20 protein-coding genes are annotated in these 21,624 nt (G+C 68.0%); 13 read left to right on the top strand and 7 right to left on the bottom strand.

Features of this window, described 5'->3' with window-relative positions; all coding sequences use genetic code 11:
- Positions 1 to 28 precede the first annotated feature (28 nt).
- From ACLBV5_RS03390 to ACLBV5_RS03400, 3 genes are all read right to left on the bottom strand, one after another.
- Positions 29 to 541, bottom strand: coding sequence for a GNAT family N-acetyltransferase (locus tag ACLBV5_RS03390; protein ID WP_303683383.1), 513 nt, complete (start codon positions 539 to 541; stop codon positions 29 to 31).
- Between the two features lie 63 nt (positions 542 to 604).
- Positions 605 to 1,378: an enoyl-CoA hydratase gene (locus tag ACLBV5_RS03395; protein ID WP_447604803.1), complete on the bottom strand. Its 774-nt coding sequence runs from the start codon at positions 1,376 to 1,378 to the stop codon at positions 605 to 607.
- A complete protein-coding gene (locus ACLBV5_RS03400) occupies positions 1,375 to 2,448 on the bottom strand; it encodes an MBL fold metallo-hydrolase (RefSeq protein WP_447604804.1) in 1,074 nt (357 codons plus the stop codon). Before ACLBV5_RS03400 ends, ACLBV5_RS03395 begins: the two co-directional genes overlap by 4 nt.
- Positions 2,449 to 2,581: 133 nt before the next feature.
- Here ACLBV5_RS03400 and ACLBV5_RS03405 point away from each other — a divergent pair, with 133 nt between their 5' ends.
- The 4 genes from ACLBV5_RS03405 (at position 2,582) to ACLBV5_RS03420 (ending at position 5,925) form a co-directional block, all read left to right on the top strand.
- Entirely contained in the window at positions 2,582 to 3,490 is a 909-nt protein-coding gene (locus ACLBV5_RS03405) for a hypothetical protein (protein WP_447604805.1), read from the top strand.
- Positions 3,491 to 3,599: 109 nt separating this feature from the next.
- Complete coding sequence (locus ACLBV5_RS03410; protein ID WP_447604806.1) at positions 3,600 to 4,385, top strand: exodeoxyribonuclease III; 786 nt, start codon at positions 3,600 to 3,602, stop codon at positions 4,383 to 4,385.
- A 3-nt stretch (positions 4,386 to 4,388) separates the two neighbouring features.
- Positions 4,389 to 4,931 carry a hypothetical protein gene (locus ACLBV5_RS03415; protein ID WP_025978082.1) on the top strand — a complete coding sequence of 181 codons (543 nt, stop codon included), beginning with the start codon at positions 4,389 to 4,391 and terminating at the stop codon, positions 4,929 to 4,931.
- A 73-nt stretch (positions 4,932 to 5,004) separates the two neighbouring features.
- Positions 5,005 to 5,925 (top strand): cobalamin biosynthesis protein CbiG, encoded by a 921-nt coding sequence (locus ACLBV5_RS03420; protein WP_447604807.1) that lies wholly within the window; start codon positions 5,005 to 5,007, stop codon positions 5,923 to 5,925.
- A gap of 181 nt (positions 5,926 to 6,106) precedes the next feature.
- On the opposite strand, the gene recN is transcribed toward ACLBV5_RS03420, so the two are convergent.
- Together recN and ACLBV5_RS03430 are read right to left on the bottom strand one after the other, a co-directional pair.
- Entirely contained in the window at positions 6,107 to 7,804 is a 1,698-nt protein-coding gene (gene recN, locus ACLBV5_RS03425) for a DNA repair protein RecN (RefSeq protein WP_025978084.1), read from the bottom strand.
- 95 nt (positions 7,805 to 7,899) lie between these two features.
- Entirely contained in the window at positions 7,900 to 8,781 is an 882-nt protein-coding gene (locus ACLBV5_RS03430) for an outer membrane protein assembly factor BamD (protein ID WP_278070800.1), read from the bottom strand.
- 211 nt (positions 8,782 to 8,992) lie between these two features.
- On the opposite strand from ACLBV5_RS03430, the gene ACLBV5_RS03435 reads away from it, so the two are divergent.
- From ACLBV5_RS03435 to pth, 4 genes are all read left to right on the top strand, one after another.
- Positions 8,993 to 9,928 carry a ribose-phosphate pyrophosphokinase gene (locus ACLBV5_RS03435; RefSeq protein WP_447604808.1) on the top strand — a complete coding sequence of 312 codons (936 nt, stop codon included), beginning with the start codon at positions 8,993 to 8,995 and terminating at the stop codon, positions 9,926 to 9,928.
- 108 nt (positions 9,929 to 10,036) lie between these two features.
- A complete protein-coding gene (locus ACLBV5_RS03440) occupies positions 10,037 to 11,101 on the top strand; it encodes a hypothetical protein (protein ID WP_447604809.1) in 1,065 nt (354 codons plus the stop codon).
- 150 nt (positions 11,102 to 11,251) lie between these two features.
- The gene (locus tag ACLBV5_RS03445) at positions 11,252 to 11,869 is read left to right on the top strand and encodes a 50S ribosomal protein L25/general stress protein Ctc (RefSeq protein ID WP_025978088.1); all 618 of its coding nucleotides are present in this window, start codon (positions 11,252 to 11,254) and stop codon (positions 11,867 to 11,869) included.
- A gap of 127 nt (positions 11,870 to 11,996) precedes the next feature.
- Complete coding sequence (gene pth, locus ACLBV5_RS03450) at positions 11,997 to 12,602, top strand: aminoacyl-tRNA hydrolase (protein ID WP_025978089.1); 606 nt, start codon at positions 11,997 to 11,999, stop codon at positions 12,600 to 12,602.
- A 187-nt stretch (positions 12,603 to 12,789) separates the two neighbouring features.
- On the opposite strand, the gene ACLBV5_RS03455 is transcribed toward pth, so the two are convergent.
- Together ACLBV5_RS03455 and ACLBV5_RS03460 are read right to left on the bottom strand one after the other, a co-directional pair.
- Positions 12,790 to 14,403, bottom strand: coding sequence for a DUF4139 domain-containing protein (locus ACLBV5_RS03455; protein WP_447604810.1), 1,614 nt, complete (start codon positions 14,401 to 14,403; stop codon positions 12,790 to 12,792).
- A gap of 4 nt (positions 14,404 to 14,407) precedes the next feature.
- Positions 14,408 to 15,826 (bottom strand): DUF4139 domain-containing protein, encoded by a 1,419-nt coding sequence (locus ACLBV5_RS03460; protein WP_025978091.1) that lies wholly within the window; start codon positions 15,824 to 15,826, stop codon positions 14,408 to 14,410.
- Positions 15,827 to 15,956: 130 nt separating this feature from the next.
- On the opposite strand from ACLBV5_RS03460, the gene ACLBV5_RS03465 reads away from it, so the two are divergent.
- From ACLBV5_RS03465 to ychF, 5 genes are all read left to right on the top strand, one after another.
- The gene (locus tag ACLBV5_RS03465) at positions 15,957 to 16,343 is read left to right on the top strand and encodes a DUF2946 family protein (protein WP_024353107.1); all 387 of its coding nucleotides are present in this window, start codon (positions 15,957 to 15,959) and stop codon (positions 16,341 to 16,343) included.
- 79 nt (positions 16,344 to 16,422) lie between these two features.
- Positions 16,423 to 18,492, top strand: coding sequence for a TonB-dependent receptor family protein (locus tag ACLBV5_RS03470; RefSeq protein ID WP_447604811.1), 2,070 nt, complete (start codon positions 16,423 to 16,425; stop codon positions 18,490 to 18,492).
- On the top strand, positions 18,492 to 19,874 hold the full coding sequence (locus tag ACLBV5_RS03475) for a PepSY-associated TM helix domain-containing protein (RefSeq protein ID WP_447604812.1): 1,383 nt from the start codon (positions 18,492 to 18,494) through the stop codon (positions 19,872 to 19,874). Before ACLBV5_RS03470 ends, ACLBV5_RS03475 begins: the two co-directional genes overlap by 1 nt.
- 14 nt (positions 19,875 to 19,888) lie before the next feature.
- Complete coding sequence (locus ACLBV5_RS03480; RefSeq protein ID WP_447604813.1) at positions 19,889 to 20,383, top strand: copper chaperone PCu(A)C; 495 nt, start codon at positions 19,889 to 19,891, stop codon at positions 20,381 to 20,383.
- 73 nt (positions 20,384 to 20,456) lie between these two features.
- On the top strand, positions 20,457 to 21,554 hold the full coding sequence (gene ychF / locus ACLBV5_RS03485) for a redox-regulated ATPase YchF (RefSeq protein ID WP_025978095.1): 1,098 nt from the start codon (positions 20,457 to 20,459) through the stop codon (positions 21,552 to 21,554).
- Positions 21,555 to 21,624: the final 70 nt, after the last annotated feature.

The raw sequence follows: 21,624 nt of genomic DNA on the forward strand, positions 1-21,624 counted from the left end.
CGCCCTGCAAAGGAAGGCCGCGCCCGGCTCAGACGTCGGGTCGGACCGCTCCGACCGGCGCAGCTGCGGTAAAGGGCAGCCACATGACCCGGCGCTGATCCACCGGCCCCGGCAGCACGGCCTCCGGCGCCGGTTGAAACCCGAAACGCGAGAAATAGGGCGGATCGCCCACCAGCAGGATGCCGTCCAGTCCCAGCGTCTTCGCCTCTTCGATGCACGCGCGTACCAGTTCGCCGCCCAGGCCGGTGCTGCGGCTGGCCTTGTCCACGGCGATCGGCCCCAGAAAGACCGAGCGCGCTTCGCCCGTCAGGATCGACCACAGCCGCACCGAGCCGATCAGGCGGCCGTCTTCATGGAGGCAGAAACCGGCCGCCAGCGGCGCCCGCTCGCGCAGACGCTCGGCCGTCTTGGCGAAGCGGCCGGGGCCGAAGGCGGCGATGACCAGGGCGTCGACCGCGGCCGCATCGGCCGGCGTCTCGCGCGTAATCGGCCCCGCGATCTGCGGGTCGTCTGAAGAAGCGGAGGCGGGCGCGGCGTTCATGCGCGGCCCCTAGTCCCCCGCGCCCGTCGAATCAATCGCGATCTTCGGCGCAACCGCGAGAAATCAGCCCAGTTTGGAGAAGTCCGGAGCCCGCTTCTGGCTGAACGCCATGAAGGCCTCCATCGCCTCAGGGCTGCGCATCTGCGAGCCGAAGGCCTCCGCCTCCCGCTGCATGACCGTCCACAGCACCTCGGCGTCGCGCATCAGGGCTTTGGTCTTGCGGGTGGAGTTGGGCGCCCGCGCGGCCAGCTTGCCCGCCAGATCCGCCGCCGTCGTCTCGACCTGATCGGCCGGAACCGCGCGGTTGGCCAGCCCCCAGGCCAGCGCGGTCTTGCCGTCGATGGCCTCGCCCAGGGCGAAGAGCTCGAACGCCCGCTGATGTCCGATATTGGCGCCCAGCAGCAACGACGACGCCGCTTCCGGCGCCAGGGCCAGGTTGACGAAAGGAACGGACAGCAGGGCGTCCTCGGCCACCACCACCATGTCGCAGTGCAGCAGCAGCGTCAGGCCGATGCCCACCGCCCGACCGCGCACCGCCGCCACGGCTGGCTTGTCCAGTTCGGCCAGCGCTTTCAGGAAGCGGAACACCCCCATCTCGACCAGATCGCCCTCGGTCTGGCCCAGGGAAATGAAGTCGGCGATGTCGTTGCCCGCCGAAAAGGCATCGCCTTCGCTGCGGAACAGGATGACGCGCACGGCGTCGTCGGCCTTCGCCTTCTCTGTCGCATCGGCCAGCGCCGTATACATGGCCTGGGTGATGGCGTTCTTCTTGTCGGCGCGGTCGAAGACGACCGTCAGGACGCCGCCTTCCAGATGGGTCCGAATATGTTCGCTCATTGGCCTGTCTCCGAAAGGCTCCACCAGTCCACGCCGTCCCCGTCCCGCACGCGGCGGACCCGTTCCTGACGTTCAAGATAGTTAAGGTGCGCAAGCGCCTCGCCGGTCGCCATGCCCAGCACGGCGTCGCTCACCGGGCGTGCGAACAGGGCGCCGAACACGTCCACGGCGCGGCACGGCGCCCGCAGAGTCTTCTCCAGCCGCTTCAGCGCCACCTCATGCCCGCGCATCAGCGCTTCCAGCCGCAGGGTCACGCCATAGAACGGCTCTCCATGCGACGGCAGCACCAGCAGATCATCCGGCAGCCGTTCTTTCAGCGCCGCCAGCGACCGCAGCCAGTCGCCCAGCGGATCGGCCAGCGGCTCCGTCGGCCAGATCGAGATATTCGAGGAAATGCGCGGCAGGATCTGATCGCCGGCGATGAAGACGCCGTCCTTTTCGCGCCATAGACAGACGTGTTCGGGACTGTGCCCCTCGCCGACCACGACGCGCCATTCGTCGCCGCCAAGGCATAGGACCTCGCCGTCCTGCACCCGGCGATAGTCGCGCGGGAAATCCTGAACCATGCGGCCGAAACCGCCATAGCCGTCGCGCCAGCGCGTCACATGCTCATCCGACCAGCCCGCCGCCCGATAAAAGGCATCGGCGCTCGCTGGAGGCCCCAGGGCCTCGTCGCCGATCAGCAGCCGCGCCGTCACATACTCCGTCCGCGACATCAGCAGCGGCGCGTCGAACCGCTCGCACAGCCATCCCGCCAGCCCAATGTGATCCGGGTGCATATGGGTGCAGATCACGCGCGTGATCGGCCGCCCGCCCAGCATGCCCGTCAGAGCCTGTGTCCACCCCTCACGCGACGCCTCCGTCGCCAGTCCGGCGTCGACGACGGCCCAGCCCTCGCCATCCTCGATCGCGTAGAGATTGATGTGGTTCAGCGCCATCGGCAGCGGCAGGCGCAACCACAGGACGCCAGGGGCCACGACAGTCGCCTCGCCCGGTGCGGGCATCGGAAATGCGGGATAGGTCAGACCGCGTTCCGTGCGGGTTCCTGCAAGGGTTTCGCCGTCAGACAAGTCCGTCTCCAATCGCAACTATGGTTCTTATGACGGAATCCAGTTCGCGTCTATTCTTGACCCGGGGGCTTAGCGCGGTCAGGGATATGCAACTTTCTCAAGGAGCGCCCTCGTGTCCCGTAATGCTCGTACTATGATCGCTGTGACCGCGGCGGTCCTGATCTCCGGCCTGACCTCGCCCGCTTTCGCCCAGCGCTCTACCCAGGATCAGGACGGCGTCCGGGTCACCGAGGCCCAGAGCCGCACCTCGCGCAACCGCGAACGCCAACCGCGCAACCAGCCCAAGCCGCCCAGCGCGGAAGAAATTCAAGCCGGCGCCCAGGCCGTGCTGACGGCCACCAACACCGACTGCCAGATCACCGAGGCCACGCTGCGTGGCCAGTCCGCGGCCAAGGAGTCGCTGTACGAAGTCTCGTGCGCCTCCGGTCCGGGCTATCTGCTGCTGACCTCCACGCCGCCGCAGGCGACGGATTGCATGGTGCTGGCCTCCTCGGCCGAGCAGGCCCGTGCGCGCGACCCCAACGCCGATGTCGGCTCGCAGTGCACCCTGCCCGCCAACGACAACGCCATGGCCGTCTTCACCGCCTACGCCAAGGAAGCGGGCGTGGCCTGCACGGTCGACCAAGGCCGCATCGTCGGCGCCAAGTCGGGCGGCGCGGTGGTCTATGAAATCGGCTGCGCCGGCGTCGACGGCGCCCAGATCAACAAGGCCGGCGCCGGCTGGGAAGTCGTGGACTGCCTGGAACTGGCCTCGGCCGGTTCGACCTGCCGCTTCACCACGCCGCAGGAACAAGCCGCAACGGTCAAGGCCATGCTGGCCGGATCGGACGCCGCTTCGTGCGACGTGACCCAGGTCCGTTACATGGGCAAGAACGCCAACGGCGCCTTCTATGAAGCCGCCTGTAACGGCGCCGACGGCCTGATCGCCCGCGTGAACACCGAAAACGCCGTCCAGCAGGTCTATCCTTGCGAAACCGCCTCGCAGATCGGCGGCGGCTGCAAGCTGACGACCACGCCCCCGGCTGCGACGCCGAACAGCTGATCTTTGGCATCAGACTGACGTTTCAGACGCCGTCGGAGCGATCCGGCGGCGTCTTTGTTTTGTCCGCCCCTCTTCCCGAACGCAGCGGCTCACCTTAGCCTTGCGTCCCATGCGCATCGCCACTTGGAACGTGAACTCGGTCAACGCCCGCCTGCCGACGGTGCTGGAGTGGATTCAGGCCGCCAACCCCGACGTCGCCTGTTTCCAAGAGATCAAATGCGTGGACGAGAAGTTCCCGCGCGAGGCCTTTGAAGACCTGGGCTACAACGTCGAGACGCACGGCCAGAAGAGCTACAACGGCGTCGCCCTGCTCTCGAAATTTCCGCTGTCGGACGTGCGGCGCGGCCTGCCCGGCGATGATGCGGACGAACAGGCCCGCTATATCGAGGCCCTGATTGAGGCGCCCCGGCCGATCCGCGTCGCCTCCATCTATCTGCCCAACGGCAATCCCCTCGGCACCGAGAAGTTCACCTACAAGCTGGCCTGGTTCCAGCGGCTTCAGAACCACGCGCGCGAACTGCTGGCGCTGGAAGAGCCTTTGGCCCTGTGCGGCGACTATAACGTCATCCCCGAGGCCGAGGATGCCAAGAACCCCGCCGCCTGGGCCGGGGACGCCCTATTCCAGCCGCAGAGCCGCGAGGCCTTTCGCGCCCTGAAATGGCTAGGCCTGGCCGATTCCCACGAACTGGGCCGCGAACCCGCCGGGACCTTCACCTTCTGGGACTACCAGGCGGGCGCCTGGCGCCGCGACCACGGCATTCGCATCGACTTCGCCATGCTGTCGCCGCACGCCGCCGACCGCTTCCGCGGCATCGAAACCCACCGCGAAGCGCGCGACATGGATAAGCCCAGCGATCACGTGCCCGTCGTCGTCGACCTGGATCTGGAGGCCTGATCCATGGGCGACACGTTCAGGGCCATTCTGCTTATCGCCCTGATCGCCGCCTTCCTGACCACCAGCGTCCTGCTGTTTTCCTGGTGGATGGAATCCGAGCGGCGGCTGCGACGCGCGATGACCAAGGCGCTGGGAGCGCCGGCCGACACCCTGGCGCTTTCGCCTTATGAAGGGCGCGCCGCTGGGCTCGACCTTGAGGGCGGCCAACTTGTCGTCCTGTGGAACCGAGGCGCCATGGGGCTGGTCTACGCCTTCGAAGAAGTGCTGGGGGCCGAAATCATCGTCGACAGCCATCTGGTCGCCCGCGTCCTGCGTGGCCAGAGGCGCAAGGAGATCGACCTGGACGCGCCCGACGCAGAACTGGTCGTGCTGCGGCTGATCTTCAGCGACCCGCACAACGCCGAGTTTGAAATCGCCCTGTGGAACGGCACGCACAACGCCCCCGCCTCGGAGGCCGAAAAGACCAGCGGCGCCCGCTCGCCGGGCGAGGGCCTGCGGCTGGGACGGCGCTGGTTGTCGCACGTCGAAGCCGTGATGCAACGCTGATCGCCCTTCACGGCTTGAGTCCGGGCGGCTAGAACCCCTCGTCCCTCCTTTGCTTCTTTCTTCAGGAGCCCCCGTGGCCCGCCTTTTCGACGCCTACATCATCGCCAACTGGACTGCCGCCGAGGGCAAGAAGCTGGGCGAACAGACCCTGTGGGTCGGCGTCGCCAAGCGCGACGTGCGCTTCCGCCTGTATGCCGAGACCCACAACGTCGCCACGCGCGCAGAAGGCGAGAAGCTGATCGCCGACCTGCTGGCCGAACATCGCAAGCGCGGCGACCGCGTGCTGGTCGGCTTCGACTTCGACTTCGGCTTCCCGGCCGGAACCGCCGCGCGGCTGAAGCTGGACGGCCGTCCGTGGGACGCGATGGGCAAGTTCCTGGCCGCCAACATCGTCGACAAGGCCGACAACTCGAACAACCGCTATCAGGTCGCGGCCAAGATGAACCGGCTGATGACGGACGAGCCCTGGCCCTTCTGGGGCGCGCCCGCCAGCCAGGCCCAGCGCTGGCTGACCACGACCAAGCCGCCCGAAGGCGCCAGCGCCGACATCCCCGAGTTCCGCGCCACGGAACTGGCCGCGCGCAAGGACAAGCTGCCGCCCAAGAGCGTCTGGCAGATGCACGGCGCGGGCGCCATCGGCGGCCTGACCCTGGTGGGCGTGCCCATGCTGCGCCGCCTGCTGGACACTCTGGGCGCCTCGGCGGCTGTCTGGCCCTTCGGCACCGGCTGGCGCGAGTTGACCGAGGCCGACATCGCGCCCCTGTCGGCGATCGTCGTCGAGGTCTGGCCGCTGATGTTCGAGGCCAAGCGCGGTGTGAGCGCCGAAGGCGTCAAGGAGTACAAGACCCAGGCTCAGGTCCGCGCCGCCGCCGAAGCCTTCGCCCGCATGGACGACTCCGGGGCCTTGCAGAAGGCCTTTGCGCCGCCTGCGGGCGCGGATGACGCCCTGATCGCCCAGGTCGAAAACGAAGAAGGCTGGATTCTGGGGGTCTGAGTCTTCCTTCTCCCCTTGTGGGAGAAGGTGGGCGCCGGAGGCGCTCGGATGAGGGGTGCCAGCGCATCGGTTGGGAAAGCCGTACTGACGCCCGCTCATCGAATTTCGAGAAGATGGAGTCGGCGCCCCTCATCCGTCAGGCTCCGCCTGCCACCTTCTCCCACAAGGGGAGATGGAAACGTCAGCCGATCAGCACCCGCGCCGCCGCGCGCGCTTCATCGGTGATCTCAGCGCCCGACAGCATCCGCGCTATCTCTTCCTGACGCGGGCCTTCTTCCAGCACCTCGATGGAGGTCCGCGTATGACCCTCCACATCCGCCTTTCGGACCTTCCAATGCGCATGACCGCGCGCCGCGACCTGCGGGCTGTGGGTTACGACCAGCACCTGCGCGCCGCGCGACAGGCGTTGCAGGCGCCCGCCCACGGCCTCGGCCACGGCGCCGCCGACGCCCTGATCCACCTCGTCGAAGATCATGACCGGCTGGCGCTGGTCTTCGCGGCTGGCCAGCGCCGCCTTCATCGCCAGAGCAAACCGCGCCAGCTCTCCGCCCGAGGCCACCGTATCCAGCGGGCCGAAGGCGGTCCCGGCGTTGGTCGCCACCTCGAACCGCACCGTCTCGACGCCCAGCGGGCCACGACGACCCTCGATCGGTTCGAGCGTCACGCGGAAGCGGGCGCGTTCCAGCTTTAAGGGGCCAAGCTCGTCCATGACGGCGGCCACCAGTCGATCCCCCGCCGCCTCGCGCGCCGACGTCAGCAGCAGAGCGGCGACGTCATAGGCCTCGATCGCTGCGGCGACGTCGCGGCGAGCCTTGGTCAGGGCCTCCTCCCCGTCCTCGATCAGGCGCAACTGCTCGCGCAGGCGCACCCGCAGCGCCGGCAGGGCGTCGACCGTCGTGTTCAGCTTGCGGGCCGTGGCGCGCAGGGCGAACAACCGCTCCTCCGCCTTGTCCAGTCGACCCGGTTCGAAGTCGAAGGCGTCAGCGGCGGCGTCGACGCAGGCCACAGCCTCGGTCGCCTCGACCAGGGCGCGGTCCACTGCTTCAGCGGCCTGGGCCAGTTTGACGATGATGGGGTTGTCGCCCTCGGCGCCCGCCTGCGCGGCGCGCTGGCGTGCGTGTTCCACTGCACGCAGGGCCGAAGCCAGACGCTGGCTCAACTTGTCCCCGCCCAGCAGATTGCGCGCGTCGGCCAGATCGGCGACCGCCTTTTCCGCCGCACCGAGGATGGCCCGTTCACCCGCCAGTTCCGTCTCTTCGTCCGGCTTGGGGTCCAGGGCGTCGAGATCCGCCAGATTCAGCGCAATTTCCTCAGCCTTGGCCGCCGCCTCGGCGGCGGACGCCTCAAGCTCGTCCAGATGGGCCTGCGCCGCCTTCAGGCGCTCGGCCGCCCCCGCCACGCCTGTCAACTGCGGCTGCAGCCCGCCGTAGTTGTCGAGCAGGGTGCGGTGCGTCTTCCAGTCCAGCAGGCCGACCGTCTCATGCTGGCCGTGCACCTCGACCAGCAGGGCGCCGATCTCGCGCAGGGCCGTCACCCCGGCGGGCTGATCGTTGACATAGGCGCGGCTGCGGCCGTCGGCAGACACCACCCGGCGCAGGATCAGTTCCTCGCCCGGCGCAACCTCAAAGCCGCGCTCGGACAGCAGGGCGATCAAGGCTTCATCGTCGGGCGCCGTGAAAACAGCCGTGGCCGAGGCCTGTTTGGCGCCGTTGCGCACCAGTCCGGCGTCGGACCGGGCCCCCAGCGCCAGACCCAATGCATCAAGGATGATGGACTTGCCCGCCCCGGTCTCGCCCGTCAGCACAGTCAGGCCGTCCTCGACCTCCAGGTCCAGGGCGTCGACAAGAACGATGTCGCGGATCGAGAGCGTGGTCAGCATGGGCGATCTGATTCTAGGTTTCGCCGCATCCTACCCGGAAACAGAACAGGAACGCAGCGACTTAATCACCGCGCGCCTGTTTTGCTGCAACCGGATCAGGCGCCGCCGGGAATCAGGCGTTGCAGCCAGGATTCGCGCTTGCCCTCGGGCTTGACGTCCAGGCCCTGCCCCCGCTCGTTCAGCAGGGCGTAGGCCTCGGCGTACCAGGGGCTGCCCGGATAGTTGTGACCCAGGACGGCGGCGTTGCGGGTCGCTTCCTCGGTCAGGCCCAGGCTCAGATTGACCTCAACCAGACGATAGAGCGCTTCAGGCGTATGCGAGGTGCGCTGGAAGGCCTCGTTGTTGATCACCGCCTTGTAGCGGTTCAGGGCGCCCAGCGGCTGATTGGCGCGCTGATAGAAGCGGCCCACGGCCATTTCCTTGCCGGCCAGCTGGTCGTTGACCATGTCGATCTTGACCCGCGCATCGGTGGCGTAGGTCGATCCCGGATAGCGGCGCACCACATCGCGCAGGCCCGCCAGAGCGGCCTCGGCGTAGCCCTGGTCCCGGCCCACATCGACGATCTGCTCGAAGTTGCAGACGGCCTTCATGTAGAAGGCGTAGCCCGCCGAGGGATTGCCGGGGAACAGGGCGATGAAGCGGTCGGCCGCGGCGATCGCGTCCTGATAGGCGTTGTTCTGATAATAGGCGTAGACCTGCATCAGGATCGCCCGGCGCGCCCATTCCGAATAGGGGTGCTGGCGCTCGACTTCCTGGAAATAGTCGACGGCGTCCATCCAGCGCCTGGACTGCAGCCGCTGATAGCCCGTGTTATACAGGGCCTCGACTGGACGCTCTTCATAAGCCAGGCGCTGGCGGGGCTTGGTGCCCGAGCAGGCCGAGACCGTCAGGACCGCCGCAGCCGCCGTCAGCAGGATCAGGCCGGACCGGGATTTCGAAGCGAGCCGAGTGTTCGAAGCAGGCAAGTGCGACCTCATCAAGATGCCTTCGGGACGCGGACACGCGACACGCGCCCTCGTTAGCAGGATGCGTCCTCTATAACAGCGCCCGCGTCCAAGCCAATCGGCTGAAATCGAAGATACGTCCGGAACACGGCTGGACGCCGCCCCGTTCGCCGCCTAGAGAGCGCGTCCAGAAACGCCTTCGCGACTATTGGCGGGGCGATGACGGCGAAAGGATGACCGGTCAATGAAGCTGCTCGCAGGCAATTCGAACCGGACGTTGGCCCAGGCCATTGCGGCCCACCTGGACATGCCGCTGACTAAGGCTCAGGTGAAACGTTTCGCCGACAATGAGGTGTTCGCCGTCGTCGAGGAAAACGTGCGCGGCGAGGATGTCTTCATCATCCAGTCGACCTCGTATCCGGCCAACGACAACCTGATGGAAATGCTGATCATGACCGACGCGCTGGTGCGCGCCTCGGCCAAGCGGATCACGGCCGTCATGCCCTATTTCGGCTACGCCCGTCAGGACCGTAAGACCGGGGGCCGCACCCCGATCTCGGCCAAGCTGGTCGCCAATCTGATCACCCGCGCGGGCGCCGACCGCGTCCTGACGATGGACCTGCACGCGGGCCAGATTCAGGGCTTCTTCGACATCCCCACCGACAATCTGGTGGCCACGCCCGTGCTGGCGCAGGACATCAAGGAAAACTATCCGCGCGGCGACGATCTGATGATCGTCTCGCCCGACGTCGGCGGCGTGGTGCGCGCCCGCACCCTGGCCAGCCGCCTGGACGCCGACCTGGCCATCGTCGACAAGCGCCGCCCCAAGGCGGGCGAGAGCGAAGTCATGAACATCATCGGCGACGTCGAAGGGCGCCGCTGCATCCTGTTCGACGACATCGTCGATTCGGGCGGCACCCTGGTGAACGCCGCCAAGGCGCTGATCGACCGCGGCGCCACCGAGGTTTCGGCCTATATCAGCCACGGCGTCCTGTCCGGTCCGGCGGTCGACCGCGTCACCAACGGCCCGCTGAAGGAGTTGGTGATCACCGACTCCATCGAACAGCCTGACGAAGTTTTGAACTGCTCGAAAATTCGGCGGGTGTCCGTGGCGCCGCTGATGGGCGAGGCCATTCGGCGCATCGCGAATGAAGAGTCGGTCTCCAAGCTGTTCGATTAAGGTTCGGCTAACCATTCCCTCGGCGATATAAGGGCGAATAGTCTGAGGCGTCACGCGCCTCGGACAGCCCTCCAAGTGCGTATCGCTTATTTCAAGGGAAGACCGCCGATGACCAAGGCCTTCTTGCGCCACGGCCTCTCTGTCGCCGCCGTCGCCGCAGCCGCCGTTCTGGCCAGTTGTTCGACGCCGGAACCGGAAGCGCCCCCGCCGCCGCCTCCCCCGCCGCCGCCTCCGGCTCTGGCGCTGAATCAGAGCGTGGCCGAGGCCGCCTCGGTCTATGTCGCCTTTGTGCGCGAAGTCCGCTCGATCCAGGCCGGCTTCCCTGACGCCGAGACCATTCAGGCCGCCGTCCGCAGGGGCGCCGCCGTCGAAGCGGGCCAACTGTCGCGCGGCATGATAGCCTATGGGGCCATTCTGGCTCTGCAGTCGCCCGAATACGTGGCTGGGGTTCGCCAGTACGCCGTCGATCCGGCCCAGCGCCAACAGATGGTGGCGCGAATCGTCGCCGACCCGGCCTACGCCGCCACCCTGCCCGGCGCCGAATCAGCGGCAGGCCTGATCGCCAGCACCATGGGCAAGGACGCTGAAATCATGACCGCCCTGGCCGAAGCGGTCGAGACGGACGCCTATACCATTCAGGAGCGCACCGACCCGCGTCGCCGCTGGGCCACTCAGCCGGTCGCCGACCGCAATGGCCGGCTGGAAAGCGCCAAATCCCTGTCGGCCGTGCCTCGTCTGCCCTCGGCCGAGGACAGCGCCCGCTTGTTCGCCGCCGCCAACAGCGGCTCGGGCCTGAACCTGGCCGCCGCTCAGCGCGGCGCGCCCTTCACCCCGGCCGTCGTCAACTCCCTGGCCATTGCGGCCCTGGCGGCCCTGGGCGCGGCGGGCGAAGACGCCAAGGCGAACACCGACGCCCTGACGACCGAATCGAACAATGAGTTCTGCATCAACATGTCCAAGCTGATGCTGTTCCAGTGTCTGGCGGCGGCCAAGCCGAACTATGAGGACATCTTCTGCGCCGGTCGCCACATCGTGCGCGACATGGCCCAGTGCACGGCCCAGTACACCGGGCCGATGCCGACCATCACCGTGGCCGTCCCGCCTGCCGGCGCGCCCACGCCTATGGCCCAGGCGCAGAACCAGTCGGGGCCGACGCCTTCGCCGCGCGGTTGAGGCTGAATATCGCTGCGGGCTGAGCCGGGGCGGTTGCGTCCGCCCCGTGTTCCGTGTAATAGCCCGCCCTCTTGAATTCGAAGGGTTCATGACCCCGCCGCGCGGGACCCGGTTCCGCGCAGGCGTTTACTTGTATTGAAGGCGAGCCCGATGGCCGAGATCATTCTGAACGTTGATGTCCGCGAAAACGTGGGCACCGGCGGCGCCCGCGCCGCGCGTCGCGACGGGGCTGTGCCCGGCGTCCTGTACGGCGGCGACAAGGCCCCGGTGGCCATCTCCGTGAACGAACGCGAGTTCCGCAAGTCGCTGTACACCGGCAAGCTGATCGGTCACCTGGTGACCCTGAAGCACGGCAAGGAATCGCAGCCGGTCATCGCCAAGGACATCCAGTTCGACCCGGTCACCGACCGCCCGCTGCACTTCGACCTGATGCGCGTCGGCGCCAAGGAAGAGATCAAGATCGAAATCCCGGTCGCCTTCGTCAACGCTGACGAAGCTCCCTACACCCGTCAGGGCGGGATGCTGGAAGTCGTGCGTCACACCGTCGAGATCCTGGTCCGCGCCGACCGCATCCCGGCCGAACTGATCGTCGACCTGAAGGGCCGCGAGATCGGCGAGAACATCCGCATCTCGGACATCCAGCTGCCGGAAGGCGCCACGCCGGTCATCACCGACCGCGACTTCATGATCGCCGCGATCAAGAACTCGGCCGCTGGCCAGTCGGACGCCGGCGACACCACCGCCGAAGGCGAAGCCGAAGAGGCCTGATGTTTCTTCCCCTATCGCCCTGCGCGCGGCGCAGGGCTGCTTGAGGGGTTCGAACGACAAGACACAGCCCCGCCGGGTTCGCCCGGCGGGGCTTTTCTTTGCCCGAAGCACGGGGCATGAGGACCGCATGATCATCATCGCAGGCCTGGGGAACCCCGGCGCCAAATACGAAAAGAACCGCCACAACATCGGCTTCATGGCCGTGGACGAGATCGCCAGCCGTTGGCGCTTCGGCCCCGCGCGCGCCAAGTTCCAGTCCATCGTCGCCGACGGCGAGGTCGAGGGGACCAAGGTCCTGCTGATGAAGCCCCAGACCTATATGAACGAGAGCGGCCGGGCCGTGGGCGAGGCGGCGCGCTTCTACAAGGTGAAGCCCGAGCACGTCATCGTCTTCCACGACGAGATCGACTTGGCCCCGGGCCGCTTCCGCATGAAGAAGGGGGGCGGCGCCGCGGGCCAGAACGGCGTGCGCAGCCTGATCAGCCACCTCGGCGCCGACTTCCGCCGCGCCCGCATGGGTATCGGCCACCCCGGCGAGCCGCAGCTGGTCATGCACCACGTCCTGGGCGACTTTCACAAGGCCGACAAGCCGTGGCTGGACGCCCTGCTGCAAGCCTGCGCCGACGCCCTGCCCTTCGCGGTGAAAGGCGACGACGAACGCTATCAGGGCGAGGTCATGCGCCTGGCCCCCGCCCCGAAGTTCAGCCCCAGGCAGGCGGCGCGGGGGGAGTAAGCGCAACGCCTCTCCCTCCCCTTCATGGGGAGGGTGGTCGCGCAGCGACCGGGTGGGGAGGGCATGGTGACCGGTCCTCAGCGTTGGTGATCGGTCCCCAGCGCCTAGGTAGCCTCGCCGCCCCCACCCGACTTCGGCGTTGCGGCCTCAGCCACCCTCCCCATGAAGGGGAGGGAGAATCACGGCCTCAATCCGTCGTCGTCCACGTCGCCTTCAGCGTCGCCGCGCCGTTGGCAGGCACGCTCAGCGTCCAGACCGGATAGCCGGTGTCGTCCACCCGACTGCGCACCGACTGACTGCGGATGCGGAAACCGCGCTGCATGGCGGCGTCAGCGACCAGTTCCACGGTGACGTCCTCGGAGCGGACGTTGGTGACCGTGGTCTCGATTTCGGAACGCTGGGTCGTCACCGCCCCCCGTCGAGAACTGTCGGTCTTCACCAGCCGCGTCTGCACCCGCACATCCGCCGACTGGCCGAAGTTCAACCGCACCGGCAGACCCACGCCCTTGTCCTCGAATCGGTCCTGACCAGCCAGCAGCACGCCGCCCGCGCCATCCGGCTGCATCACCGCCACCGAGCCGCCCGGCAGGGCTACGCCGAGCCCCGCACGCTCCTCATTGCGCAGCTTCAGGACGACGCCCGTCGGACGGGATTCTTCGTCTGCGTTCAGCACTCCGGCGCGATAGACCCGCTCATAGGCCACGCCGTCGCGCTCCAGAAAACGCACCTGTTTGGTCTGGCGCGCTGCGACGGTCGTCGGTTCGGGCAGGGTGTAGATCTTATAGTCGCCCAGTTCTCCCTGACGGGCGATCCGGCTGCCGGTCACAACCACTTCATCCAGCGCCTCATTGGCGACCATCCGCAGCATGGGAGCAGAAGGCGCTGGAGGCGGCGGCGGCGGAGGTGGCGGAGGAGCTCCGCCATAGCCCGCGAACTGTCCCGATCCAAACGTCGTCGTGCCCTGCGGCCAGCACTGGTTCTGCTGATAGCGGACCAGAGGCTCGACCGGCGTGGTGCCTGCGTCCTTCCTCAGCGTGCCCGCCACCACCTGCACCGGCGCGTCGGGAAAGCCCGTGCCGCCGAAATTGGCCAGCGTCACCCAGCCGGTCAGGTCCAGCGTGCCGTCACTCGGGTCCAGACGCGCCACATAGTCGGCCGACCACTGCAGCCCCGTGGTCAGATAGGCCAGCGTCACCGTGTGCCGCCCGGCGCGCTCGGCCCGCGTGCGCACCGACAGGGTCGGCTGATCGCCCAGCCCCTCGGGCACGCGGTCGAACACGACCCGCTCGGTCAGGCCTGAGCAGTCCAGCGCCTCGAACTGGCCGTCGATCTCCAGCACCACGCCTTGCGCGCCTGCGCGGATAACGGCGGCCTTTTCGACCTGTTCGCCGGTCGCAGGGTTAGTGCGGACGACACGCACCACCTCGCCCACCGACTTCTCCATCAGGCTGGACGGCGACAGCAGGTCAAAGTCGGCGTTGCGCTCGACCACATGGGCGGGCAGCCCCTCCAGCACCGCGCTCTGGGGCACGACGCCGGTGGCCAGTCCGCGAAAGCGGATGATCCCCTCCCCGGCGGGCAAATCGACGGTGCGCGTCTCGACAATCAGGGCCAGTCCCTGCCGGTCCAGCTGGCTCCACGGCTGCCGCGACTGTTCCATCAGGGCGACCGTATCGACCGGCCGGTCGCGATAGATCACCACCGTCGCCCCATCCGGGCGCGCGGACACGCTCTCCGTCTGCGCCCAAGCCGTGGGGGCCAGAAGGCTTAGCGCCGTGATGATCGCCAGAAGGCGGCGCATGAGATCAGCCGCCCGTGGTGATGGTCGCGGTCAGCTTGGTCTCGCCGTTGGCGGGCACCGGCACGCGCCAGACGACAGTGCGCGCATCGCGCATCTCGCCCGTGATGCTCTGCTCGCTCAGTTCGGTGTCGCGGCCCAGACCGCGCTGGCGCACCTCGACCGTCACCGGCTCGGGCCGAGCGTTGCGGACGGTGTACTCCATCGCATAGCGGGTGCGGGAATAGTCCACGAGGCGTCGGGAAACCCGCTCGGACGACACCAGGCGCGGCTGCACCGTCACGTCGAAGGCGTCGCCGGTCGTCACCACGATCTCGGACCCGGCGGGCGAGTGGTCGACCTGGCTTTCGCCGATGAAGCGCGGCTCGCCCGCCTCATCCTTCACATAGACGCGGATCACGCCCGCAGGCAGGGCGCGCGCGGCGGCGCCTGATCCGTTGGCGAAGATGACCCCGACCTCGGCCGCGATCGGCTGTTCGGCGGTGGAGAAGCCGTTGATGACCCGCAGATAACGCTTGGTCGCCGGCACGCCGGCCGCGTCGATCAGTCCGACCTGCTTGGTCTGATTGTTGGCGACGGTGACGGCCTCAGGCAGCGGATAGACATAGACATCGGCCAGAGCGCCTTCTCCGCCCGTCTGGGTTCCATTGCCGCGCACGCTGCCGCCGCGAACCGGCTGGCGCGGATTATAACCGCCGCCCTGATTGCCGATCAGATTGACGTCGCCCGCCACTACCCGCGTCTGGGCGTTGCTGAAGGTCGCACCGGAGTTGTTGGTCAGCGTCACCCAGCCGGTCAGATCCAGCTTGCCCGCCTTCTCATCGAACCGGGCGACATAGTCCGCCTTCCACGTCAGGCCCGAGGTCAGATAGGACAAGGTCGTTTCGCGCCGCCCGGCCCCTTCGGCGTCCAGGGTGACGCTGAGCGTCGGGCGCGGGCGCAGGTTCTGCGGCACCCGGTCGAAGATGACGCGCGTCGGCACGCCGTCGTCGCGCAGCACCTCGATGCGGTCGCCGATCTGCAGCACGACGCCCTGATTCGCCGCAAGGACACGCGCGCGCTCTGTCGTTTGCGCCCCCGAGCCGGGGTTGGTGCGGACGATGCCGATCTCATTGCCGACCGCGCTTTCCATCAGCTTGCCGGGCGTCAGCAGGTCATAGTCGAAGTTCTGCTCGACCACCGACAGACCCCGCCCCGACAGGCCGACCGTCTCGGGCCGGATGCTGGCGGAAACGCCCGGAAACTCCTGACGCGAGCGCCCGGCCGGCACGTTCAGGTTCCGCACATCCTCTACCAGGGCGATGTTCTGGTTATAGACCGTCAGGGAGACGCGGTCGGGACCGCCCGGCCCCTCCTCCACCTGTTGCGCGTTTGCGGGCGCCGCCAGAAGCAGGGCGAGAGCGAAAGGTCCGATGGCGCGGATCATGCGTGTCCTCGATGGCTGTTCGACCGCCACGCTGGCACGGGTAAAGCGGCATTGTCGAGGCGCCGCGCGACCGTCGGCCGCTCCGCACGGTCTGGCTTCCCCGCATGGGAAGGTTTAAGGGGCCTGCATCGTGACCCGCTCTCAGGCAGAAAACTGGTCGACCTGGCGCTCGCTGGCCTTCCTGGCCGCGACGTTCGCCATCGTGATCGGCAGCCTGATGCCGTTTGCGGCGCTGGCGGCCTCCACGCCCGGCCAGCCCATCGTCATCTGCTCGGCCGACGGTCCCCAGACCATCCAGTCCGGCGGCGTCGACGGCCCGATCAAGGCCGAGATGGGCGCCAAATGCGCCGCCTGCGTCATGCCTTTGCTGGCCGCCCTGCCTGCGCCGCCTGCGCCGGAGCCGTCGCCGGTCGTGCGTCTGTCGCAGGCCGTCGTCTACGCCCCCTTCATCGCCAGCCCGCCGCCTCCGGCCCGGGCCCCGCCGCGGCCGCCATCGCGCGCCCCGCCTCACGCCTGAAAACCAGAACCTCTGCCGCCTCGCCCGCGTCCAATAGCGACGCCTGCGACTGCACCTCTGTTTTCAGGACTTCAGTTTCATGTTTCTCAAGACCGCTGCGGCGCCGTGCGCCCTGCTGATCGGCGCCTGCCTGGCGCCCTCCCTCGCCTTCGCCTACGACCTGCCCGGCGCTGACAGCCCCACCGTCGTCGACAGCATCATCGTCACCGGCCGCCGCAACGCCGAAGATCCTGCCGTCGTGGCCGAGGCTCGCGACCGTCTCAGCCGCACCCCCGGCGCCGTCGCCGTGGTGTCGGCCGAAAGCTATTCCGACCGCTTCGTGCAGGGCTTTTCCGACACCCTGCGCAATGTCCCCGGGGTGCTGGCGCAAAAGCGGTTCGGCGAGGAAAGCCGCCTGTCCATCCGCGGCTCGGGCATCGCCCAGGGCTTCCACCAGCGCGGGGTCCTGTTCGCCCAGGACGGCGTGCCCTTCGCCGACGCCGACGGCTTTTCCGACTTCCAGAGCGTCGATTCCCTCAGCGCCCGCTATGTCGAGGTGTGGAAGGGCGCCAACACCCTGCGCTTCGGAGGCGCGCAGTTGGGCGGGGCGATCAACCTGGTCACCCCCACTGGCCGCACGGCGAACCAACGCGCCCTGATGCAGGTCGAGGGCGGCAGCTACGGCTTCGTGCGCGCCCACGGCGCCGTCGCCGAAACCTATGGCGACTGGGACGTCTACGCCGCCGCCACCGCCATGCAGGGCGACGGCTGGCGCGACCACAGCCGGCAGTCGCAGGGGCGCCTGACCGTCAACGCGGGCCGCTCGTTCGGCGAGGACCGCGAGGTGCGCCTGATCGCCCAGGCCGCCGACATCAAACAGGACATGCCCGGCTCCCTAACCCTGAAACAGGCGCTGGAGACCCCGCGCATGGCCTCGGCCAGCGCCCTGTCCGGCGATCAGGCCCGCGACCTGACGGTCAAGCGGCTGACGCTTCAGACCCGCTGGCGCTTCAATGACTCGACCCTGTTCGAGGGCGCCGTCTGGGGCTGGGAGAAGTCGCTGTATCACCCGATCTTCCAGGTGATGGATCAGGACAGCACGACGCGCGGCGCCTTCGCCCGCATCGACTGGACCGGCCAGATCGGCGGCCTGCGCGCCGACGCCTTCTACGGCTTCTCATTGCGTGACGGAGAGGTCGAGGCCCTGCGCTATGTGAACCTGGCGGGCCAGCGCGGCGCCAAGACCGCCGATGCGCGTCAGGACGCCTCCGGCCTGGACGTCTTCGCCGAGGGGCGGCTGTTCCTCACCGACCAGCTGGCCCTGGTCGCGGGCGGATCGTGGGGACGCGCCACGCGCGACTATCTGGATCGCATGACCCCGGCCAACAACGCCAGCCGGGACTATGAGTGGTTCTCGCCGCGCATGGGCCTGCTGTGGGAAGCCGAAGACGGCGCCCAGGTCTTCGCCAACGTCACCCGCTCGGTCGAGCCGCCGACCTTCGGCGCCCTGGTGCAGGCGCCGCTGACCGGCTTCACCCCGGTCGAGGTTCAGGACGCCTGGACCGGCGAGATCGGCACGCGCGGTCGTCGCGGGCCTCTGGCCTGGGATCTGGTCGCCTATCGCAGCCGGATCGAGGGGGAGATGCTGAACTTCATCACCGGCCCCGACATTCCCGCCGCCACCTTCAACGCCAAAAAGACCATCCACCAGGGGATCGAGGCCGGGCTGGACTGGACCCTGCCGGTCGAACTGGCGGACGGATCGCTGATGCTGCGTCAGGTCTATAACTGGAGCGACTTCCGCTTCGACGGCGACGCGCGCTGGGGCGACAACCGCCTGCCGGTCGTGCCTGAGCACCAGTACCGGGTTGAACTGACGTGGCGCCACCCGACGGGTGTCTTCGTCACGCCTTCGGTCGAGTGGCGGATCAGCAGCCCCTATGTCGACTACGCCAACACCCTGAAGGCGCCGGACTACGCCGTGCTGGGTCTGACCGGCGGCTTCAACATCGGCCCGAACGCCTCGGTCTACATCGACGCGCGCAACCTGACCGACAAACGCTACGTCGGCGAATTCTCGGCCGTGACGGACGCCCGCACGACACAGACGGCCGTCTTCTTCCCCGGCGAGGGCCGTTCGGTCTTCATCGGCCTGCGGTTGGCCTACTGATGACCGCCCCTCTCAACAACAAGGCGCCGGACGTGATGTCCGGCGCCTATCGGGCCGTCTGGCGCTGGCATTTCTACGCTGGAGTGCTGGTCATGCCGTTCCTGATGCTGCTGACGCTGACGGGCGGCCTGTATCTGTTCAAGGATGAGATCGACCACGCCGTTTATCGCTCCATGATCCAGGTTCCGGCCAGCGCCCGGCAGGCCGATCCCGATCAATGGCTGGCCGCCGCCGCCCACGCGGGCGAAGGCCGGACGGCGAACGTGCTGGTCCCGGCCCGCGCGGATCAGGCCCTGCGCGTCCGCGTGGACCGTCCGGACGGGTCGCAGCGCACCGTCTTCGTCGATCCTCATACGGCCCGCGTCACGGGCGTCACCGCCTATGGCGGGGTGACGGAGACCATCAAGAAACTCCACTCCCTCAGCCTGTTCGGCGGCCCGATCGGGACGGGGCTGAACATTCTGGTCGAGATCGTCGCGGGCTGGGCCATCATCCTGTGCGCCACCGGCCTTTACCTGTGGTGGCCGCGCCGCCGCGCAGGCGCCGTGCTGAAGCCTAGCGAGACGGACGCCCGCCGCCGTTCCTTCTGGCGCGACGTCCACGCCCTGACCGGCTTCTACGTCGGGGGGGTGGTCATCTTCCTCGCCGTCACCGGGATGCCGTGGTCGGCCGTCTGGGGCGATCAGTTCATGGGCGTCATGCGGAGCACGGGACTGGGCCGCCCGCCCGCGCCCGCCGCCGCCAGCCCCTGGAGCCACGCCAAGCCTCACGACGCCCCGGCGGGCGTGGGCTGGACGCTGGAGAACGCCGTCCTGCCCGCCGACAGCCACGCGCACGGTCCTTCAGCCCCCAGCCTGACGCGCGTGCTCCAAACGGCGCGCGAACAGGGCCTGCCGCGCCCCTTCACCGTCAGCATCCCCCAGTCATCCGATCTGGCCTGGACCCTCGCCCGCCAGACCCGCAAGGCCGAGGACGCCCGCAGCCTCTATGTCGACGGCGCCAGCGGCGCGGTGAAGGCCGACCTGCGCTGGAGCCAGTTCGGCGTCATGGCCAAGGGCTTTGAATGGGGCATCGCCGTCCACCAGGGGATGCAGTACGGCTGGATCAACCGCATCGTCATGCTGATCGGATGCATCGCCGTCTGGCTTCTGGCGATCAGCGGCCTGATCATGTGGTGGAAGCGCCGCCCGCCCAGCCTGTCGCGCCGAAGTTCCGGCGCCCCGCCCGCTCCGCCCGGCCCGCGCGCGAGAATCGCCGTGCTGTGCATCGTCATCCCCCTATCCATCCTCTATCCCTTGACGGGACTGAGCCTCGTGGCCGCCCTGCTGCTCGACCGAGCGGTGCGTGCGCTCACCGGGTCCAAGCCCGTCGCAGCCTCTTGAGAAGGAGCTTCAACATGAAACCTCTGTTCGCCCTGACCGTCCTGTCGGCCGCCGCCCTCACCCTCGCCGCCTGCGGCCAGCCCGCCGAAAAGTCGGCCGAGGCCGCCAAGGACGCCGCCGTCGCCCCCGGCACGGTCCAGGTCGCCGACGCCTGGTGCCGCCCCACGCCCAACGGCGCCAAGGCCGGGGGCTGCTACCTGACCCTGACGGCAGGTTCCGACGACCGCCTGGTCAGCGTCTCCACCGCCCTGGCCCAGTCGGCCGAGGTGCATGAGATGAAGATGGAGAACGGCGTCATGAGCATGGCCCACCTGCACGACGGCCTGCCCCTGCCCGCCGGAACGCCGGTCGAGCTGAAGCCCGGCGGCAACCACATCATGCTGATGGGCCTGCGCGATCCGCTGGTCGATGGCCGGATCGCCTCCTTCACCCTGACCTTCGAAAAGGCCGGTCCGATCAGCGTTCATGCGGCGATCAAGCAACCGCCGGTGGTGGATTCGGAAGAGTAAGAGGCTCTCTTGGCGGCGCGAGCCTGACAAACCGGCCCGAACCGGCTAAAGGCTCGCGCTCACGAGGAATACCATGGCCCTGAAAGTCGCGATCGTCGGCTTGCCCAACGTCGGCAAGTCCACCCTGTTCAACGCCCTGACCAAGACGGCGGCGGCCCAAGCGGCCAACTATCCGTTCTGCACCATCGAGCCGAACACCGGCGACGTGGCCGTGCCGGAGCCGCGCCTGAACGTCCTGGCCGGCATCGCCGGGTCCAAGGAGATCATCCCCGCGCGGATCACCTTCGTCGACGTGGCCGGTCTGGTGCGCGGCGCCTCCAAGGGCGAAGGCCTGGGCAACCAGTTCCTGGCCAACATCCGCGACTGCGACGCCATCGCCTTCGTCGCGCGCTGCTTCGTCGATGACGACATCACCCACGTCGAGAACCGCATCGACCCGATCTCGGACCTCGAGATCATCGAGACCGAGCTGATGCTGGCCGACCTCGAAAGCCTGGAGCGTCGCCGCGTCCAGATCGAGAAGCGCGCCAAGGGCGGCGACAAGGAATCCCAGCTGAACCTCAAGCTGATCGACGCCGCGCTCGAAAAGCTGCGCGACGGCAAGCCCGCGCGTCTGGCCGAGGTGTCCAAGGAGGACAAGAAGGCCTGGGACATGCTGCAACTGCTGACCGCCCTGCCCGCCCTCTACGTCGCCAACGTCGAGGAAGGCTCGGCCGACAAGGGCAATGAGCTGTCCGACCTGGTCGCCAAGCGCGCCGCCGAGGACAACGCCAACTCGGTGGTCATCTCGGCCCAGATCGAGTCGGAGATCGCCGTCCTGGACGACGAGGAGCAGAAGGAGTTCCTCGAGACCCTGGGTCTGGAAGAGCCCGGCCTGAACCGCCTGATCCGCGAGGCCTACAAACTGCTGGGCCTGCAGACCTATTTCACGGTCGGCCCCAAGGAAGCGCGCGCCTGGACCATCCCCGTCGGCGCCACCGCGCCGCAGGCGGCGGGCGTGATCCACACCGACTTCGAAAAGGGCTTCATTCGCGGCGAAACCATCGCCTTTGACGACTACGTCGCGCTGAAGGGCGAAGCGGGCGCCAAGGAAGCGGGCAAGATGCGCGCCGAAGGAAAGGCCTATATCGTCAAGGACGGGGATGTGATGCATTTCCTGTTCAACAACTAGGGCATTTTCTCAGGGCGGTTAGATAATCTGACCGCCCTGATAGAATTGCTGCAAGCTTATGCCCTTGCGG

This window comes from Brevundimonas sp. M1A4_2e, from assembly GCF_053345555.1.

What these genes read in the sequence shown, in the direction of transcription:
- ACLBV5_RS03390 (WP_303683383.1), bottom strand. Translation starts at nt 541, where the DNA reads ATGAACGCCGCGCCCGCCTCCGCTTCTTCAGACGACCCGCAGATCGCG.
- ACLBV5_RS03395 (WP_447604803.1), bottom strand. Translation starts at nt 1,378, where the DNA reads ATGAGCGAACATATTCGGACCCATCTGGAAGGCGGCGTCCTGACGGTC.
- ACLBV5_RS03405 (WP_447604805.1), top strand. Translation starts at nt 2,582, where the DNA reads ATGATCGCTGTGACCGCGGCGGTCCTGATCTCCGGCCTGACCTCGCCC.
- ACLBV5_RS03410 (WP_447604806.1), top strand. Translation starts at nt 3,600, where the DNA reads ATGCGCATCGCCACTTGGAACGTGAACTCGGTCAACGCCCGCCTGCCG.
- ACLBV5_RS03415 (WP_025978082.1), top strand. Translation starts at nt 4,389, where the DNA reads ATGGGCGACACGTTCAGGGCCATTCTGCTTATCGCCCTGATCGCCGCC.
- recN (WP_025978084.1), bottom strand. Translation starts at nt 7,804, where the DNA reads ATGCTGACCACGCTCTCGATCCGCGACATCGTTCTTGTCGACGCCCTG.
- ACLBV5_RS03430 (WP_278070800.1), bottom strand. Translation starts at nt 8,781, where the DNA reads ATGAGGTCGCACTTGCCTGCTTCGAACACTCGGCTCGCTTCGAAATCC.
- ACLBV5_RS03435 (WP_447604808.1), top strand. Translation starts at nt 8,993, where the DNA reads ATGAAGCTGCTCGCAGGCAATTCGAACCGGACGTTGGCCCAGGCCATT.
- ACLBV5_RS03440 (WP_447604809.1), top strand. Translation starts at nt 10,037, where the DNA reads ATGACCAAGGCCTTCTTGCGCCACGGCCTCTCTGTCGCCGCCGTCGCC.
- ACLBV5_RS03445 (WP_025978088.1), top strand. Translation starts at nt 11,252, where the DNA reads ATGGCCGAGATCATTCTGAACGTTGATGTCCGCGAAAACGTGGGCACC.
- pth (WP_025978089.1), top strand. Translation starts at nt 11,997, where the DNA reads ATGATCATCATCGCAGGCCTGGGGAACCCCGGCGCCAAATACGAAAAG.
- ACLBV5_RS03455 (WP_447604810.1), bottom strand. Translation starts at nt 14,403, where the DNA reads ATGCGCCGCCTTCTGGCGATCATCACGGCGCTAAGCCTTCTGGCCCCC.
- ACLBV5_RS03460 (WP_025978091.1), bottom strand. Translation starts at nt 15,826, where the DNA reads ATGATCCGCGCCATCGGACCTTTCGCTCTCGCCCTGCTTCTGGCGGCG.
- ACLBV5_RS03470 (WP_447604811.1), top strand. Translation starts at nt 16,423, where the DNA reads ATGTTTCTCAAGACCGCTGCGGCGCCGTGCGCCCTGCTGATCGGCGCC.
- ACLBV5_RS03475 (WP_447604812.1), top strand. Translation starts at nt 18,492, where the DNA reads ATGACCGCCCCTCTCAACAACAAGGCGCCGGACGTGATGTCCGGCGCC.
- ACLBV5_RS03480 (WP_447604813.1), top strand. Translation starts at nt 19,889, where the DNA reads ATGAAACCTCTGTTCGCCCTGACCGTCCTGTCGGCCGCCGCCCTCACC.
- ychF (WP_025978095.1), top strand. Translation starts at nt 20,457, where the DNA reads ATGGCCCTGAAAGTCGCGATCGTCGGCTTGCCCAACGTCGGCAAGTCC.